This window comes from Agrobacterium sp. ST15.16.024 (assembly GCF_027956545.1).
Taxonomy (GTDB): domain Bacteria; phylum Pseudomonadota; class Alphaproteobacteria; order Rhizobiales; family Rhizobiaceae; genus Agrobacterium; species Agrobacterium cucumeris.
In genome coordinates, this window is the sequence record NZ_JAQKGO010000003.1 from 43210 (window position 1) to 60725 (window position 17516).

General features: G+C 59.6%; 19 protein-coding genes. 7 read left to right on the forward strand and 12 right to left on the reverse strand.

The annotated features are described in order from the left end of the window. Nucleotides 1-2 precede the first annotated feature (2 nt). Both PL640_RS12160 and PL640_RS12165 read right to left on the reverse strand, forming a co-directional pair. A complete protein-coding gene (locus PL640_RS12160; RefSeq protein ID WP_271362128.1) occupies nucleotides 3-485 on the reverse strand; it encodes an SRPBCC family protein in 483 nt (160 codons plus the stop codon). After that, nucleotides 482-841, reverse strand: a complete 360-nt coding sequence (locus tag PL640_RS12165) for an ArsR/SmtB family transcription factor (protein WP_271362129.1) — start codon at nucleotides 839-841, stop codon at nucleotides 482-484. The genes PL640_RS12160 and PL640_RS12165 overlap by 4 nt, the downstream gene beginning before the upstream one ends. A 142-nt stretch (nucleotides 842-983) precedes the next feature. On the opposite strand from PL640_RS12165, the gene PL640_RS12170 reads away from it, so the two are divergent. The 3 genes from PL640_RS12170 to PL640_RS12180 are packed head-to-tail and all read left to right on the forward strand — an operon-like array spanning nucleotide 984 to nucleotide 2690. Next, a complete protein-coding gene (locus PL640_RS12170) occupies nucleotides 984-1364 on the forward strand; it encodes a COG4315 family predicted lipoprotein (RefSeq protein ID WP_142840220.1) in 381 nt (126 codons plus the stop codon). Continuing rightward, entirely contained in the window at nucleotides 1348-1905 is a 558-nt protein-coding gene (locus PL640_RS12175; protein ID WP_161991236.1) for an RNA polymerase sigma factor, read from the forward strand. Before PL640_RS12170 ends, PL640_RS12175 begins: the two co-directional genes overlap by 17 nt. Beyond that, nucleotides 1902-2690: an anti-sigma factor family protein gene (locus PL640_RS12180; RefSeq protein WP_142840221.1), complete on the forward strand. Its 789-nt coding sequence runs from the start codon at nucleotides 1902-1904 to the stop codon at nucleotides 2688-2690. The genes PL640_RS12175 and PL640_RS12180 overlap by 4 nt, the downstream gene beginning before the upstream one ends. A gap of 6 nt (nucleotides 2691-2696) precedes the next feature. Here PL640_RS12180 and PL640_RS12185 read toward each other — a convergent pair whose 3' ends face one another. Then, nucleotides 2697-3290: a LysE family translocator gene (locus PL640_RS12185; RefSeq protein ID WP_142840222.1), complete on the reverse strand. Its 594-nt coding sequence runs from the start codon at nucleotides 3288-3290 to the stop codon at nucleotides 2697-2699. A 163-nt stretch (nucleotides 3291-3453) separates the two neighbouring features. Between PL640_RS12185 and PL640_RS12190 the strand changes: the two genes are divergently transcribed. After that, entirely contained in the window at nucleotides 3454-4299 is an 846-nt protein-coding gene (locus PL640_RS12190; protein WP_271362130.1) for an aldo/keto reductase, read from the forward strand. Between the two features lie 146 nt (nucleotides 4300-4445). On the opposite strand, the gene PL640_RS12195 is transcribed toward PL640_RS12190, so the two are convergent. The 4 genes from PL640_RS12195 to PL640_RS12210 all read right to left on the reverse strand — a co-directional run bounded on the left by PL640_RS12195 (nucleotide 4446) and on the right by PL640_RS12210 (nucleotide 7861). Beyond that, complete coding sequence (locus PL640_RS12195) at nucleotides 4446-4979, reverse strand: SRPBCC family protein (RefSeq protein ID WP_269703059.1); 534 nt, start codon at nucleotides 4977-4979, stop codon at nucleotides 4446-4448. Beyond that, on the reverse strand, nucleotides 4972-5340 hold the full coding sequence (locus PL640_RS12200; RefSeq protein ID WP_271362418.1) for an ArsR/SmtB family transcription factor: 369 nt from the start codon (nucleotides 5338-5340) through the stop codon (nucleotides 4972-4974). The genes PL640_RS12195 and PL640_RS12200 overlap by 8 nt, the downstream gene beginning before the upstream one ends. 135 nt (nucleotides 5341-5475) lie before the next feature. Next, nucleotides 5476-6048 carry an acetolactate synthase small subunit gene (gene ilvN, locus PL640_RS12205; protein WP_003507555.1) on the reverse strand — a complete coding sequence of 191 codons (573 nt, stop codon included), beginning with the start codon at nucleotides 6046-6048 and terminating at the stop codon, nucleotides 5476-5478. A 19-nt stretch (nucleotides 6049-6067) separates the two neighbouring features. After that, nucleotides 6068-7861: an acetolactate synthase 3 large subunit gene (locus tag PL640_RS12210; protein WP_271362131.1), complete on the reverse strand. Its 1794-nt coding sequence runs from the start codon at nucleotides 7859-7861 to the stop codon at nucleotides 6068-6070. A gap of 381 nt (nucleotides 7862-8242) precedes the next feature. On the opposite strand from PL640_RS12210, the gene PL640_RS12215 reads away from it, so the two are divergent. Beyond that, the gene (locus PL640_RS12215) at nucleotides 8243-10252 is read left to right on the forward strand and encodes an ATP-binding protein (RefSeq protein ID WP_271362132.1); all 2010 of its coding nucleotides are present in this window, start codon (nucleotides 8243-8245) and stop codon (nucleotides 10250-10252) included. Nucleotides 10253-10261: 9 nt separating this feature from the next. Here the strand turns inward: PL640_RS12215 and miaA are convergent, their stop codons facing one another. Beyond that, nucleotides 10262-11158, reverse strand: coding sequence for a tRNA (adenosine(37)-N6)-dimethylallyltransferase MiaA (gene miaA, locus PL640_RS12220; RefSeq protein ID WP_271362133.1), 897 nt, complete (start codon nucleotides 11156-11158; stop codon nucleotides 10262-10264). On the opposite strand from miaA, the gene serB reads away from it, so the two are divergent. Both serB and PL640_RS12230 read left to right on the forward strand, forming a co-directional pair. Then, a complete protein-coding gene (serB, locus tag PL640_RS12225) occupies nucleotides 11157-12047 on the forward strand; it encodes a phosphoserine phosphatase SerB (RefSeq protein ID WP_269703072.1) in 891 nt (296 codons plus the stop codon). The genes miaA and serB overlap by 2 nt on opposite strands. Beyond that, nucleotides 12044-12616: a GNAT family N-acetyltransferase gene (locus tag PL640_RS12230; protein ID WP_142840230.1), complete on the forward strand. Its 573-nt coding sequence runs from the start codon at nucleotides 12044-12046 to the stop codon at nucleotides 12614-12616. The genes serB and PL640_RS12230 overlap by 4 nt, the downstream gene beginning before the upstream one ends. 24 nt (nucleotides 12617-12640) lie before the next feature. Here PL640_RS12230 and PL640_RS12235 read toward each other — a convergent pair whose 3' ends face one another. The 4 genes from PL640_RS12235 to hflK form a co-directional block, all read right to left on the reverse strand. Beyond that, complete coding sequence (locus PL640_RS12235; protein WP_271362134.1) at nucleotides 12641-13390, reverse strand: SDR family oxidoreductase; 750 nt, start codon at nucleotides 13388-13390, stop codon at nucleotides 12641-12643. A gap of 89 nt (nucleotides 13391-13479) precedes the next feature. Beyond that, nucleotides 13480-15024, reverse strand: a complete 1545-nt coding sequence (locus PL640_RS12240) for a Do family serine endopeptidase (protein WP_269703078.1) — start codon at nucleotides 15022-15024, stop codon at nucleotides 13480-13482. 305 nt (nucleotides 15025-15329) lie between these two features. Further along, on the reverse strand, nucleotides 15330-16256 hold the full coding sequence (gene hflC, locus PL640_RS12245) for a protease modulator HflC (RefSeq protein ID WP_142840233.1): 927 nt from the start codon (nucleotides 16254-16256) through the stop codon (nucleotides 15330-15332). A gap of 1 nt (nucleotide 16257) precedes the next feature. After that, nucleotides 16258-17379 (reverse strand): FtsH protease activity modulator HflK, encoded by a 1122-nt coding sequence (gene hflK / locus PL640_RS12250; RefSeq protein ID WP_142840234.1) that lies wholly within the window; start codon nucleotides 17377-17379, stop codon nucleotides 16258-16260. Nucleotides 17380-17516: the final 137 nt, after the last annotated feature.

Sequence of the window (17516 nt, forward strand, 5' to 3'; positions counted from 1 at the left end):
GTTCAATGGGCCGCCTGCTTTTCGACAAGCTGCGCCAGCTGCTCCGCAACCGTGTTCCAGCCATCGAAGAACCCCATCTCCGCGTGCTTATCGCGATCCCCGGGGTTTCTGTGCATGGCATAGGCCACATATTCCATGCCCTCCGGGTGATCACGGAAAGTCATCACGGCGGTGAGGAACGGACGGGCGGAGGGGCGGAAACCCGCCGTCAGCGCATCGGTGAAAACCAGACGCTCGCCATCATCCACCGCCAGAAAACAGCCGCTGATATGGTCACCGAATGCCGTGCCGTCCTCGCTGTAGCGCGTCTCAAAAGCGCCGCCGGGGTGAAGCTCCATTTTCTCGACGCGGCACTGGCCGGGATGTGGCACCCACCATTGTTCAAGGCTGTTCCTGTCCACCCATGCATTCCACACAAGCCGGCGCGGCGCCCTTATGATCCTTGAAATCTTCAGGTCGAGATCGGGATTAAAAGTCTCGGTCATTGGTCATTCTCCCCTTTGCCTGACGCTCTATCCTGTTGCGCCATGACGAATTGTTCGAGCCGGTCCGTGCGGCCTTCCCAAATGGCGCGCTGTTGCGACAGCCAGCCATCGAGCATGGAAAACCGCTGTTTCTCCAGCGAGCAGAACCGCACTCGGCCCTGCTTGCGCGTCGCGATCAGCCCGGCCTCTTCCAGCTGGCGAATGTGTTTCATGAAGGACGGCAGGGCCATGTCGAAGGGTTCGGCCAGCATTCCGATGCTCGCCTCCCCGCCGCCCAGCCTCAGGATCACCGCCCTGCGGGTCGGATCGGCAAGAGACTGGAAGATATCGTCGAGCGCGTCTGAATAGTTTTCCATAAGGCTAACTATCACGATAAAATACTTAGCTCAATGGATAAGTTTTAAAATCGCAAAAATCGTGTCGCGACAGGGAATAAACCCGCCGCCTGCGGTGTCTCTTGATCTGTTGGCGGCAAAGCCCGCCCGAACCAAGGAGGATATGTCCATGAAGATCCGCTTTATCGTTCCCGCCCTCATTCTGGCTTTTGCCGGAACGGCCTATGCGGCCCCGGCGGTCGAAACGGTCAAGACCGACAAAGGCAATGTACTTGCCGGCGAAAAAGGCATGACGCTCTACACTTTCAAGAACGACAAGAAGGGCGTATCCAATTGTTATGACAAATGCGCGGTGAACTGGCCGCCGTTTTTCGCAGCCACTGGCGCCAAGGCCGAGGGGGCCTATACGACCGTGACGCGCAAGGACGGCAAGATGCAATGGGCAAAGGACGGCATGCCGCTCTATTACTGGGTCAAGGACATGAAAAAAGGCGACGCCACCGGTGACGGTATGAACGGTGTATGGGATGCCGCAAAACCCTGATGGCATGAATGGCAAAACGCGGGGGAGCCTCTCCCCCGCAGCCGGCACCTTCGAAGCGGAGGTTCTGGCGCTGATACCCATGCTGCGCCGTTATTCCCGCAGCCTTTCCCGCTCGGATGCAGATGGCGAAGACCTTTTGCAGGACTGCGTGGAAAAAGCGCTCGTCAATAAAAGGCAATGGCGCGGAACGGGTTTGAAATCATGGGCTTACACGATAATGACGAATCTTTATCGCAACCGCCACCGCGCCGAGAAACGCCACCCGTCCGAAAGCCTTGATGGCCATGAGACCATCGCCGTCACCGATCAGCTATCCGATACGCTGGAGAATGATCGGCTGCACGGCGCGCTCGCGCTTCTTTCGCCTGATATGCGGGCGGTTTTGATGCTGGTGACGGTGGAAGGCTACAGCTACCAGGAGGCGGCCGAGATGCTATCGATCCCGCTCGGCACCGTCATGTCCAGACTGTCCCGCGCCCGCGAAACCCTTCGCCAGCAGTTGGCGGCGGACAATATCATTCCCCTGCGGAGACCACGATGAAACGGCCCGATGCCATAACCGAAGACGACCTGCACGCCTATGTCGACGGGCTTCTTTCCGACGATGACCGCGCGGCTGTCGAGGCGTGGCTCGCAGAAAGACCTGAAGAACAGGCCCGCGTGCAGGACTGGAAACAGCAGGCCGATATTCTTCGCAATGCCTTCGCCTCCTATGCCGCAGCCCATCCGCACGACGCATCGATGCTCAGCCCACCGAAACCGGACCGTACATGGCGGCTGAAGCCAGCTCTTGCGAAAATAGCGGCCGCCCTCATGATCTTTGCTGCGGGCGCCGCAGCTGGCCGGCTTCTGCCGCCATCCGCCTCCACACCGCAGGACGTGACGCTGGCGTCGTTGACGACGGATATTCCGGCACAGGCAAAATCCGCCTATCTCATCTATGCAAGCGAAGTGCGCCACCCCGTCGAAGTTGGTGCGGGAGAGCAGCAGCATCTAGCGACATGGCTCGGCAAGCGGCTCGGTTATCCCTTTGCGATCCCTGATCTTTCCAAGATCGGATACGATCTCGTCGGCGGGCGTCTCATTCCCGTCAGCGGCAAGCCGGGCGCGATGCTGATGTATCAGGACAAGACGGGCCGCCGGGTGACGGTACTGATCGGCCATAATGAGGAAAACCGCACCACCAGTTTCCGCATGGCGAGCGCCGACGGCATCGAGACTTTCTACTGGATCGACAACGAACTCGGTTACGCGGTGTCGGCCGAACTGACACGCGACGAGGTGCAGGCAATCGCCGAGGAATGTTACCGGCAATTCCCCACGTGAAGGCTGTTATTTCAGCATTGGCCAGAGGCTGATGACGAGCAGCACGGCCATGGTGATGTTGAACCATTTGAGCCGGACCGGCACGGACAGCCAGTCGCGCAGCGCAGAGCCAAAACCTGCCCAGGTGGACACGCTGGGAAGATTGACAGCGGCGAAGGCCACGCCAACCACCAGAACAGTGACGAAATATTGCGCCTCGTTGGTATAGGTCGCCATTGCAGTCACCGCCATTACCCAGGCTTTCGGATTGACCCACTGAAAGGCTGCGGCAGCAAGGAAGCTCATCGGCCGCGATGCGGCCGTTCCTTCATTCAGGCTGCGGGAAGTGCCGATCTTCCAGGCGATCCAGACGAGATATAGCCCGCCGGCGAATTTCAGCCCGGTATAGAGCAACGGCACGGAATGCAGCACCGCACCAAGGCCAAAACCGACGCCGATCAAAAGCGACAGAAACCCCACGCCGATACCCAGCATATGCGGGATGGTGCGGCGGAACCCGAAATTCACGCCTGACGTAAACAACATCATGTTGTTCGGGCCGGGCGTGATGGACGTGGTGAAGGCAAACAACACCAGTGCAGCGAAGGTTTCAACGGTCATGATCTCTCCTGTGAAAGAGACCCTAGCCACACGACCACTATCAAACCAGCCCGGCAGACCGATGGCCGGGGTCAATTTTTTTGATGGATCGATCCCGCCCGTGCCGGGTTTGAGAAGTCGGCACAAAGGGCTATTCTCCCCCGACAACCGCTGGAGCGAAACAATGTATGACGACATTCCTTCCGTTACCCTGCCATCCGGAAAAGAGGTTCCAGCCCTTGGCCTTGGCACCTGGAACATGGGAGAAAACAGATCGTCGGCGCCTCAGGAGATCGAGAGCATCCGCAAGGCGATCGATCTTGGCATGACGCTGGTCGATACGGCCGAAATGTATGCCGATGGCCGATCTGAAGAGGTGGTCGGCACGGCAATTGCCGGCCGCCGTGACGACGTGTTTCTGGTCAGCAAGGTCTATCCGTGGAACGCCAGCGCCAAAGGCACGGTGGAGGCCTGCGAGCGCAGCCTTGCAAGGCTCGGCACCGATCATATCGATCTTTATCTGCTGCACTGGCGCGGCGAACACCCGCTGAACGAAACCGTGGCGGCTTTCGAAAGACTGAAACGCGACGGCAAGATCGGCGACTGGGGCGTCTCCAATTTCGATACCGACGACATGGAAGAACTTTTCGCCGTGCCGGATGGCAAAAACTGCGCCGCCAATCAGGTGCTTTACAACCTGTCACGGCGCGGCCCCGAGTTTTCGCTGCTGCCCTGGTGCCAGGAGCGCGGTGTCCCGCTGATGGCCTATTCGCCCATCGAGCAGGGCCGCATCCTGAAGAACCACGAACTCATCCGCATCGCCAAGGCCTATCAGGCGACGCCGGCGCAACTGGCGCTGGCCTTTCTGCTGGAAAGAGACGGCGTCATCGCCATCCCGAAATCCGCCAGCGCCTCCCGTGTGGAAGAAAACCGCGGCGCGACCGATCTTGAAATAACCGACGAAGACTGGACGGCTCTCGACGCCGCCTTCCCGGTGCCAACGCGCAAGACAGCCTTGGAAATGCTCTGAGAGAACATGGCCTTAAGAGGCGTTCCGGAATCAGGTGCTGAAGCGGGTGAATCGAAATATGAGAACCAGATCGATACCGCGCGTGCACAGAAACCGGCAATGACGGCGCGGCAAACCGCGCCGTCCGGTAGATGCGCTACCCCGTTCTATGATGGTATGCGGTGCTCATAGTCTTTCTTGAGTTCCAGCCATGTATCCCAGAAGGGGCCCGGCTCTTTTTCCTGAAGACGGGCGGCGAGAATATCGAGATGCGTGTGCCAGCCGGCGCTGATATTGAGTTTGCTATTCCGATCCCCCAGCCGGCGGTGGATGAGCGTCAGAAGCACCTGCTTGCCCAGAGCCTGAAGCTCGATCGAAACCTCAGCGCCCTCACCCCAAGTGAAGACCAGGCGATGTGGCGGAACGACGGTAATGATGCGCGAGGCCATCTTGTGTTCTTCCGAAAAACCTTCCGGGCGGTGACCCGGCGGATCGGAAAGCTCGTCATTGCGCCAGACCAGTTCGAACGGTGCATCGGGCGCAAGTTTCATTTCACCGGATGCCAGCCAGCGGCGGCGAAGCTCGCTTTGTGTCAGAAAGGCCCAGACCCGGTCGATCGGCCCCGGCAACAGTCGTTCGATCTTCAGCGTCGCGGGTTCGACAAGTTGGCCATAGGCGTCAGGCACTGCAATATCAGTCATTGTCATTTCCTCCATTTGCAGGGGATTTTCCCTGATCTTCCTCCCTGAGCATCTGCTCAAGAATATCGAGGCGGCTGTTCCAGAACTGCCGGTAGTAATCCAGCCACTCCTGCGCGCTTGCCAGAGGTTCCGGCGCCAGGTGGCAGATATGGGTGCGCCCCCTCACCTCCCGGCGGATAAGCCCGGCATTCTCCAATGCCTTGATGTGCTTGGAGGCTGCTGCAAGCGAGATGTCGAACGGCGCGGCCAACTGGGTGACCGTCCGCTCGCCACGGGAAAGCTCGCGCAACATCGTGCGCCGCGTCGCGTCGCCAAGAGCATGAAAGACAGTGTCGAGTTGTGGAACAGATAATTCAACCATGTTGTTGAATATAGGCTGCCGATCCAGAAAGTCAACCATATGGTTGAATATAACTTCACAGAGCAAATTCCATAAAAAAACCCGCGACGAACCGCGGGCTTGATATTTCAAAGGCACTTGCTTCGAGTGCGGGGATCACATCCCCTGCGAGCCACGATTCATCGCGGCAATACCCGTGCGGCAGATCTCGATCAGGCCGAGCGGCTTGATGATCGCCACGAACTGATCGATCTTCGACGACTTGCCGGTGATTTCGAAGATGAAATGCTCGACAGTCGCATCCACCACCTTGGCCTGGAACGCATCGGCAAGGCGCAGCGCTTCGGCGCGAACTTCACCCGTACCGGCAACCTTGATCAGCGCCACTTCGCGCTCGATAGGCCGTTCCTGTCCCAGCTCGCGGGCACGAACGGTGAGGTCGAGAACCCGGTGCACCGGCACGATGCGCTCAAGCTGCGCCTTGATCTGTTCCAGCACGATCGGTGTGCCGCGCGTGACGATGGTGATACGCGAGAGATGCGCCTCATGTTCCGTTTCCGAAACCGTCAGGCTTTCGATGTTGTAACCCCGGCCGGAAAACAGGCCGATGACCCGGGCGAGAACGCCCGGTTCGTTGCTGACGAGAACCGACAGCGTGTGATTTTCGACGGCAGCCGTTTCCTTCTGGATGAAGTAGGCGGAGCCGGTGGGTTGTAGGTGTGCGTTCATGTCCTTTTCCTCTCCCGGCTCAGACTAGCTGACGGCCCTTGGCGTCGATGGCGTTGGCAACAGCTTCATCCGTCGCCTCATCCGGCAACAGCATCTCGTTATGGGCTTTACCAGACGGGATCATCGGGAAGCAATTGGCAAGATTGGCAACGCGGCAATCGAAGATGACAGGCTTGTTGACGGCGATCATCTCGGCGATCTTGTCGTCCAGCTCCTTCGGGTCGTCGCAATACATGCCAACCGCGCCATAGGCTTCCGCCAGCTTCACGAAATCAGGCATGGCTTCGGTATAGGAGTTCGACAGACGGTTGCCGTGCAGCAGCTGCTGCCATTGCCGCACCATGCCCATATACTGGTTGTTGAGGATGAAAATCTTCACCGGCAGACCGTACTGGATGGCGCAGGACATTTCCTGAATGCACATCTGGATCGAGGCATCACCCGCAATGTCGATAACCAGCGCTTCGGGATGCGCGACCTGCACGCCGATGGCCGCCGGCAGGCCATAACCCATGGTTCCAAGGCCGCCCGAGGTCATCCAATGGTTCGGCTCCTCGAAGCCGAAGAACTGTGCCGCCCACATCTGGTGCTGGCCGACTTCGGTCGTGATGTAGGTGTCGCGTCCCTTCGAAGCCTCATAAAGCCGCTGCAAGGCATATTGCGGCATGATGACATCTTTGGAATTCTTGTAGGCGAAGGAATTGCGGGCGCGCCAGCGCTCGATCTGCGCCCACCAGTCGGCGGTCTGCGCCTTTTCCGGCTTCTTCGGCAGAGCGCGCCACAGGCGAACCATATCTTCCAGGACATGGCCGACATCACCAATAACAGGCACATCGACGCGAACCGTCTTGTTGATCGAGGATGGGTCGATATCGATATGGATCTTCTTGGAGTTCGGCGAAAACGCATTGATGCGACCGGTAATCCGGTCGTCGAAACGCGCGCCGATGCAGACCATGACGTCGCAATCATGCATCGTCATATTGGCTTCGTAGGATCCGTGCATGCCCAGCATGCCGAGCCAGTTCTTGCCGGATGCCGGATAGGCGCCGAGACCCATCAGGGTCGAGGTGATCGGGAAACCGGTCAGCTCGACCAGTTCGCGCAGCAAACGGGTAGCTTCCGGGCCGGAATTGATAACGCCGCCGCCAGTGTAGAAAACCGGCTTTTTCGCCTTGGACATCAGCTCGATGGCGGCGTGAATGGCATTGAGATCGCCCTGGACCTTCGGCTTGTAACTCTTCTGCTGAACGGCGGCAGAGGGCGGCGTGTAGGTGCCGGTGGCGAACTGGATGTCTTTGGGAATATCGACAACGACGGGACCGGGGCGACCGGTCTGCGCGATGCGGAAGGCTTCATGGATAATGCCCGCCAACTCGTTGACGTCCTTGACCAGCCAATTGTGCTTGGTGCAGGGGCGCGTGATGCCGACAGTATCACATTCCTGGAACGCGTCGGAACCGATCAGCGATGTCGGAACCTGGCCGGACAGGCAGACGAGCGGAATGGAATCCATCAGCGCATCCTGCAGCGGCGTTACCGCATTGGTGGCGCCGGGACCCGAGGTGACGAGCATGACGCCAACCTTGCCGGTGGAGCGGGCATAACCTTCGGCAGCGTGGCCGGCGCCCTGCTCGTGACGCACGAGAATGTGCTGAATGTCTTCCTGCTGGAAAATCTCGTCATAAATCGGAAGCACGGCGCCGCCGGGATAACCGAAGATGTGCTCGACGCCATTGTCTTTCAGCGCCTGGAGCACGATCTCCGCACCTGTCATGCGATTGCTGTTTTCCGTATTGTCCTTATCCGTCATTGCCTGTTTCCATCCCGCTTTGGCTTTGGATATCGAGGAGCCCGAGGGCCTGTTTGAAGACATAAAAAAAGGCCCCTTAAGGAGCCTCGTTCAGCGCATGGGTGCTTTCGCCGGATGGTTACACCATCCTGCCCATGCGCCGTCCCACCACGATAAGTACGTTAAGATTTTTCATGGGCCGGAGTGTTAGCCACAAAAGCCCCAGCCGTCAACGCATATTGCGGAAAAAATCGGCGACCGCTTCTTTTATTACTTAAAACCGCAAGTCGACGAAATTTTCGAACGCAATTGATACACCTGTTGTTAAATATAATCTTTTATTATCGAGAGCGCAGGTATTGCCCGAACCACCGCGATCATCCGCATGTCCCGGGATAAGATGTGAGTAATAACGAGTTTCATAAAGCGTCCGGCATGGACGAAACCGAACGGCGATCCGCTCTGCAACCGGCAGACCGCATGCTCGGCCGCGTCATCGCCTGCGACGGCGCCCATGCCACCATCGCCGCGGAAACGGAACCGGGCTCCACCGATGTTGCGCAACTCTGGTCCGTCGGACGGCTGATCTCCATCGAAATGGGCACGAGCCGTGTCGCGGCCCTCGTCTTCGCCATGCGCACCGATGAGAGACAATGGTCCTCGGACAGGTCGAACAGGTTGCTGATCGACGTCGAACTGATGGGAGAGGTTTACCGCACCGATGACGGCAGCGAACGGTTTTCCAGCGGCATTTCCCGTTATCCCTATCTTGGCGCCGTGGCCCACCGCATCCGCACCGGCGACCTTGCCAGGATCTACGACAGCGGCAAGCGTGACAGCTGCATCATCGGCAAGCTGACGCAGGATGATACGATCGGCGCGGCCATCAATATTCCGCAGATGCTTTCGAAGCATTTCGCCGTCGTCGGTTCGACCGGGGTCGGCAAGACCACTGCGGTTTCTCTGCTCTTGAACAAGGCAATCGAGACGGACCCGAAACTGCGCGTCCTCATTCTCGATCCGCACAACGAATTTGCAGCCGCTTTTCCCGATCATTCGGTTGTCATCGATACCGATACGCTCGACCTTCCCTTCTGGCTGATGCGTCTTGAGGAATTTGCGGAAGTGGTTTTCCGTGGCCGCAAGCCTGTGCCGGAAGAGATGGACGTTCTGCGTGACGTCATACCCGAGGCGAAAAAGGCATTTCGCGGCACGGATGGTTCCGCCGTCCGCCGCACCTCCGACAAGAGCGCGATCACACCGGATTCGCCTGTGCCCTACCGCATGGCCGATCTTCTGGCTTCCATCGACGAGCGTATCGGGCGGCTGGAAGGACGCGGTGAAAAGCCGGCGCTCCGTTCCCTGAAAAGCCGCATCCTCTCGGCCATCAACGATCCGCGCTACAATTTCATGTTCTCCAGCAATACGATCAGCGACACCATTCTGGAGACGGTGGCGCATATCTTCCGTATTCCCGGGGAAGGCAAGCCCATTTCAGTGTTCCAGCTCTCGGGCATCCCCTCCGAGGTGGTGAACTCGGTGGTCTCCGTGCTCTGCCGCATGTCGTTTGAGCTGGCGGTGCTGGCGCGCGGCTCGCTGCATATGCTTGTCGTCTGCGAAGAAGCCCACCGTTATGTTCCTGCCGATCCCGAGCGCGGCTTTTTCCCGACCCGGCAGGCGATTGCCCAGATCGCCAAGGAAGGCCGCAAATACGGCATTTCACTTGGCGTCATCAGTCAGCGGCCCAGCGAGCTGGATCAGACCATCCTGTCGCAATGCTCGACCGTTTTCGCCATGCGGCTGTCAAACGAGATCGACCAGAAGATCATTCTGTCGGCCGTACCCAACGCCTCGGCCTCGACCACCAGCTTTCTGTCCTCCATCGGCAATGGTGAGGCCATCGCCTTCGGCGAAGCCGTGGGGGTGCCGATGCGCATGCGTTTTGACCGCGTGCCGACAATCAAATTGCCGAAGGCAAGCGGCACGGTCAGCCACGTACCGCACGAAACACCCGATACCGTCGATCTCAATACTATTGTCACCCGCATGCGCGCCACAGCCCGGCCGGTCATCACCGGCTTCCAGCAAAGCGTCGAAGCGGCCTTTTCCGATCTGCCGGAATCGCTGGTGGCGCCCGGAGAAGCAGACGATATCGATCGCTGGAAGCGAGAATTGGGAACACCCGCAACGGAGGGCTATGAGCCTTATCGCCCGGACATGCTGCCCGGACGCACAGCGCCACCGCCACAAAATCCGGAGAGGATGGACAGCGCCTCCGGTGCCGTCAACGACTTGCGCCGGGCCGGTTTGCAGATGCAGACGCAAAATGGTCCCCCGCCGGCCGATACACGCCCGTCGCTGCGCGAAAGCCTCCTGAAAAAGCCGCTCGGCAGCCTCTATCGCAAGGACTGACGCCAGCCTTCAGGGCTGGATGCGCGTCCAGTCCTCCCCCATCTGGTTGCGGAACCAGGTCATCTGCCGTTTGGCATATTGGCGGGTCGCAGCGGCCGATTTTTCGATCACCTCCGCCTCGCTCATGCGTCCGGCCAGCATCTCGGCGATCTGGGAAACGCCGATCGCCTTCATTGCCGTCGCATCGGGCGCGAGCTTGAGAGCCAGAAGCGCCTCCACCTCCTCCACCGCGCCGCTTTCCATCATGGCCTCGAAACGACGGTTGATGCGGTCATGCAGCACCGGCCTGTCGGGCAAAACGACGAATTTCCGCGCCCGGTCGGGATCAACGATCACCGGGCCGCTGGCTTTCTGGTAATCCCGGATCGATTTTCCGGTCGCTTCGATCACTTCCAGCGCCCGGACGATACGCTGGCCGTCTCCCGGCTGCAGCGCCTCTGCCATTTCGGGATCGCGTCGCGACAGTTCCGTGTGGAGAACCACCGGCCCCTCTTCAATCAGCCGGCCGCGCAGCCTGTCGCGGATTTCGTCCGGGATGACAGGCATATCCGACAGTCCCCCGGTCAGCGCCTTGAAATAAAGCCCCGTGCCGCCGACGATGACGGGAAGACGTCTCTGCCCCTTCATATCCGAAAGCAGCACTGAAATATCCCGCAGCCATTCACCCGTGGAATAAAGGCTGCTCGCCGGCACATGGCCGTAAAGCAGATGCGGCACGCCCTGCATTTCTTCTTCCGAAGGCCGGGCGGTCAACACCCGCAGCGTGTCGTAAACCTGCATGCTGTCGGCATTGATGACGACGCCATTCCGCTCCCGCGCCAGACGAAGCGCAAGCGCGGACTTGCCGCTTGCCGTCGGGCCGGTTATCAGGATCGCATCAAAATTCTCATCAAGGTTTTTCATCATGGCTCTCGTTGCCACGCTTATCGCCAATCCGTCAAATCCTGTTCTGACGCCGGCCCTCGGCGAAGCCGCCGCAAAGGCCGTCAATGCGTCAGGTCTTTACTGGCTGGCGGATGGTGTCGCCTGCGATATCGCTTTGCCTTCCGGCACCAGTGCCGAAGAAGCCCGCAACGCCATTGCCGGCGCGCTGACTGGCCAGCCGATCGATATCGTCATCCAGGAGCAGGATCAGCGCCGCAAGAAACTGCTGATCGCCGATATGGATTCGACCATGATCGGCCAGGAATGCATCGACGAGCTGGCCGCCGAAGTCGGCCTGAAAGACAAGGTCTCCACCATCACCGCTCGCGCCATGAATGGTGAGATCGCTTTTGAGCCGGCGCTCCGGGAACGCGTGGCGCTGCTGAAAGGCCTGCCGGTTTCGGTCATCGACGACGTCATCGAAAAGCGCATCACGCTGACATCAGGCGGCAAGGAACTGATCGCCACCATGAAGGCCAAAGGCTATTACACCGCGCTGGTTTCCGGTGGCTTCACGGTTTTCACCGGCCGCGTCGCAGCGATGCTCGGTTTCGATGAAAACCGCGCCAATCTGCTCGGCGAAGCCAATGGCGAGCTTGATGGCACCGTTGCCGAACCCATCCTCGGCAAGCAGGCCAAGGTGGATGCGCTGAACGACATCGCCGCAAAGCTTGGCATCTCTCCGGAAGAGGCGATGGCCGTCGGCGATGGCGCCAACGATCTCGGCATGCTGCATCTGGCCGGCGCGGGTGTTGCCCTGCACGCCAAGCCCGCCGTGGCGGCCGAAGCACAGATGCGCATCGACCACGGCGACCTGACCGCGCTTCTTTACATTCAGGGTTACCGCAAGACGGATTTTGTCACTCCATGATCATCCGCGAAACACCAAGGCTCATTCTGCGCGAGTGGAAGGAGAGCGACCGCGACCTGTTCCGCGAAATCAACGCGGACGAAAAGGTCATGGAGTTTTTTCCCTTCCGCCGCAGCCATGCGGAAGCGGACGCCGTACTGGAAACCATCAACGGCATGATCCGTGGCAGCGGTTATGGCTTCTACGCCATGGAACTGCGCGAAACCGGCGAAGTCATGGGTTTCTGCGGCATATCGCCAGTCATGAACCTCGATCCGCCTTTCCCGCTCGGCACCATGGAGATCGGCTGGCGGCTCGCCACCCGCTTCTGGGGCCACGGCTATGTCACCGAAGCTGCACAATCGCTGCTCGTCATGGCCTTTGATGAAAAGGAAACGCCGGAAATCGTCTCCTTCGCCGTTCACGACAACCACCGCTCGACCCGCGTGATGGAGCGCATCGGCCTGAAGCGGGACCCGTCACGCGATTTCGATCATCCGCGCGTGCCTGATGACACGCATCCGCATCTGCGTCCGCATGTAACCTATGCGCTGACGCTGGCGGAATGGCGGGAACGGCAGTCGCAATAACGCCCTTCCCGCCAGTCTCGAACCTTACTTCACCGCCGCATTGCCGCCATCCGCAAACAGCGCCGCCCCGGCAACGAAACTCGACATCGGGCTGGCGAGGAAAAGGGCTGCCTGCGCCAGTTCTTCCGGCTCGGCGATGCGTTTCATCGCATGCAGGCCTGCCGCCCATTCCTTCTGGGCCGCATCTCCGGCCATGGGTGTGTCGACCCCGCCGGGAAGCAGCCCGTTGGCGCGAATGCCCTGCACGGCATAATCGGCGGTAATGCCTTTCACCAACCCCATCAACGCCGCCTTCGACGTGCCATAGGCCGCCATGCCCGGTATGCCGGCACTGGTGCCGACGAAGCTGGAGATAAAGACGATCGAACCACCGCCCCGCTTCAGCATCAACGGAATCTGGTGGCGCGCACCGAGATATGCGGAAGTGAGATTGGCTGTGATTACATGATCCCATTCCTCGGCGGAAATCTCCGCCAGCGGCTTCATGGCGCCGACCGCGCCTGCATTGTTGACGGCGATATCGAGACCGCCGAAAATGCTTACGGCCGCATCCGTCAGCCGGGAATGAGTTTCCTCAAGATTGACATCGCCGACAACGGCATGGACACGGCCACCGATCTCGCGAATCCCGGCGGCAACCTCTTCCAGTGCCGCAGCACCCCGCGCATTGATGACGACGGCTGCCCCTTGCGAGGCAAACAGCCTCGCCGTCGCCCGGCCGATGCCGGATGACGCACCAGTGATGATGGCAACCTTGTTTTCGAGTAATTTCATATCCTTGACCTCCATTGATGGAGACCAAGGATTAGAGAGGGGCCGGGATCACAACCACCCGATTCCTGCCGAACCGGGTGGAAAGCGCTTTACTCCAGCGGCAGCGCCACCACGCGCAGATTGCCCTGTGCATCGGCAACCATCATATGCGCATTCTTGCGGCCTTCGGATTTCAGGCCGTTGATGCGAACCAGCACGTCGCCGGGAACTTCCATGAAATCCTGACCGACTTCGACGATGATATCGCCCGGTTTCATGCCCTTCTGTTCGGCCGGCGAACCCGTATCGACGCTTGCGACCAGCACGCCTTCAACGCTCTCGGCGATGCCCTTTTCCGTGCGCAGCTCATTGCTGAGAACGACCAGGTTCATGCCAAGCACGCTCTGCGGCGCTTCACGCACTTCCGGCGTTTGGTCCTGAGCCTGATCGTCGGTGCCGCCATCATCATCAGGGGCAACCACGCCGCCATCACCGTCTTCGGCCTGCGGGTCTTCGGTCGCGGCCTTTTCGTCGGTCGTATCCTGCAACTGGCCGAGCTTGACCTTGACGGTCTCCTCCTTGCCGTCGCGCAGGATCACTACATCGACTTCCTTGCCAACCGGGCTTTCCGCCACGATTCGCAAGAGATCACGCATTTCATGAATGTCCTTGCCGTCGAATTTCAGCACGACATCGCCGGCCTGGATCGGGCCGTTCTCCACCGGGCCGCCTTTGGCCACACCGGAGATAAGCGCACCCTTGGCGCTTTCCATGCCGAGGCTTGCCGCCACATCGTCGGTGACCGGCTGAACACGAACACCGAGCCAGCCGCGACGGGTCTCGCCGAATTCGATCAGCTGCTGCACGATATTCTGCGCAAGCTCCGTCGGAACGGCAAAACCGATACCGATCGAACCGCCACTCGGCGAAATGATCGCGGTATTGATGCCGATTACCTCACCCTTCATGTTGAAGAGCGGACCACCCGAATTGCCCTTGTTGATCGCCGCATCGGTCTGGATGAAATTGTCATAGGGACCGGCATTGATGTTGCGGCCGCGCGCGGAAATGACACCGACAGTCAGCGAACCGCCAAGGCCGAAGGGGTTGCCGATGGCCATTACCCAGTCGCCGATGCGCATGCTGCGCGAATCACCGAACTTGACGGCCTTCAGCGGCGTTTTTGGCTCTACCTTCAAGACCGAAAGGTCGGTCTTGGTATCGGTGCCAACAAGCGTTGCCTTCAGCTTCGAGCCGTTCGGGAAAATCACCTCGATGGCATCAGCACCCTCGATGACGTGATTGTTGGTGACGACATAACCGGCGGGATCGATCACGAAACCGGAACCCAGCGAGTTGACCTTTTCACCGCCCTCCGGCTTCTGGCTGTCGAAATAATCCTTGAAGAATTCCTGGAAGGGCGACCCTTCCGGCAACTTCGGCGGAACAGGACCCTTGCCCTCAGTCTTGACGTTCTGTGACGTCGAAATATTCACCACCGCATCCAGGAGCGGCTCGGCAAGATCGGCCACAGACTCCGGCCCATGGCTCTGCGCCCTTGCCGCAACCGGCGCCGAAAGGCTGCCCGCCACAAGCGCGATGCCCGCGACTGCGGCAATGCTGTTGCGAAAAGGCGAAAGAAGGGTCACGGCCATAAGCGTCCTCGCGTTTCAGATAGTCTCGCCTTGCATATATCGACAAAGCATAAGGCGGAATGATGAAGTGTAAAAATACCTTTTCGTGAACAGGCGGATGATGCCTTGCCCCTGCCCACAGCATTGGCACGAAACGGGAGTGAAAAGAAAGGGCCGGCCAAAACCAGTCCTCAGATTACCAACAACGGCCGCCAAGTCCTCTCCTCGGCCATCCCTCGGGTCGTGCCTGAGGATGACGCCGTGCGGGGGCTGTCAAAAAGAAAGGGCCGGTAAAACCGGCCCTTTCAAACTCTCTTGATCCGATATCAGTTCGCCGGCGCGGGCGCCGCGGGTGCGGCAGGAGCCGCAGACGGCGCGCCGTTGATGTTGTTGAAATAACGGAAGAAGGTCGAATCCGGCGACAGGACCAGCGTCGTGCCGGTACCGGTCATCGAATTGGCATAGGCGGCCATCGAGCGATAGAATTCGAAGAAGTTCGGATCGCGCTGGAAAGCCTCGCCGAATATGCGGTTACGGTTGGCATCGCCTTCACCGCGCAGCACTTCAGACTGACGACGCGCATCGGACTCGAACTCGACGACCTGACGGTCGGCGATAGCGCGGCGGCGCTGGGCTTCTTCATTACCGCGGGCGCGGATGAGTTCTGCTTCAGCGAGACGTTCCGACTTCATGCGCTCGAAGGTCTGCTGCGACACTTCCTGCGTCAGATCCGTACGGCGGATGCGGACATCCACGATGCTGATGCCGAGCGATTCCGCGTCAGGACGCAGATCGTCACGCACTTCCTGCATCATCGATGCGCGTGCATCCGAAAGCGCCGATTCAAAGCCGCGAAGACCGTAGACCCGGCGCAAAGATGCGTCGAGACGGGTGCGAAGACGCGATTCGGCCGACATCTGGTCACCCGAGACCGTCTGGCGGAACCGGCGTGCGTCCGTGATGCGATAGACAACAAAAGCGTCTACTTCATAGAACTTGCCGCCCGAAACCTGAACACGGATATTGTCGTGATCGAAGCGCAGCGCCCGGTTCTCGACATATTGCACCCGGTCGGCATCCATGAAGGCGAAGGGCAGCTTGAAATAGAGGCCCGGCGCGGTTTTCACATCCTGGATCTGACCGAAGCGCACGACGATGGCCTGCTGGCGCTCGTTGACGACGAAGATCGATGAATAGCCGAGGAAAAGCACGGCGGCGAGACCGACGAGAATGGCCGTAAGACGGTTACCCATATCAGTTGCCTCCCTGCTGTGCTGCGCCCGTATTGCCGCGCATGATCTCATTCAGAGGCAGATAAGGCACCACGCCCTGCTTTTCGTCGATGATGACCTTGTTGGAGCCCTTCAGGACCTGTTCCATGGTTTCAAGGAACATGCGTTGGCGGGTCACATCAGGTGCCGTGCGATACTGGTCGTAGATGGAGATGAAGCGCTGCGCCTCACCCTCAGCCTCGTTGACGACACGCGACTTGTAGGCGTTCGCCTCTTCGACGATCTGTGCCGCCTGACCGCGTGCCGCACCCAGTTTCTGGTTGGCATACTGGTTGGCTTCCTGAACGAAACGGTCTTCATCCTGCTCGGCGCGCTGCACTTCATCAAAGGCATCGGCCACTTCGCGCGGCGGCGCCGCATCTTCGATGGCGACCGCATTGATGGAAATGCCGGCGCCATAACCGTCCATGGTGGACTGGATGATGGTGCGAACGTCGCCGGCAATCGCCTGACGGTTATCGCGGAAAATATCCTGCGCCGGACGACGGCCAACCACTTCGCGCATGGCGCTTTCGGAAACCTGCTGCAGGGTTTCCGCCGGGCTGTCGACATTGAAGAGATAGGATTTCGGATCCGAAACGGTATAGAGCACCGAGAACTGCACGTTGACGATGTTCTGGTCGCCGGTCAGCATCACGCCGCTCGACGACGAAGACGAGGCGCGCGAACCGATATTCTGCTGCTGCTCGGTGACCTTGACGATTTCAACCGTCTCGATCGGCCACAGATGGAAATGCAGGCCCGGCATCGAGATTTCATCCTTGGGACGTCCGAAACGCAGCTCAACGCCACGCTCGTCCGGCTGGACGGTATAGATGGACTGGATGCCGAGGAAAACGAGGATGACAAGAACGAGGATCGCAACCGCGCCGCCATTGAAGCCACCCGGCAGGACATTCTTGAAACGGTCCTGACTGCGCCGGATGATCTCTTCCAGATCAGGTGGGCCGCCATTGTTGCCGCCACCGCCGCCGCGAGGCCGGTTAGGCCCCTGTCCCCACGGGCCGCCACCGCCACCCTGGTTGTTTCCTCCACCGCCGCCGCCCCAAGGGCCGCCGCCGCCATTCTGATTGCTCCAGGGCATCAATACCTCTTTATAAAAGCCTCTCCCGGTTCCGTTCGAAAGCGATTGCTCGCGTGCGGCGGGAATATCGACCCGTTATAGGAAGGAGAAGCGTCCGTTTCAACGCAGAGGTGGTAACTAAATACCCAATCAGGGTA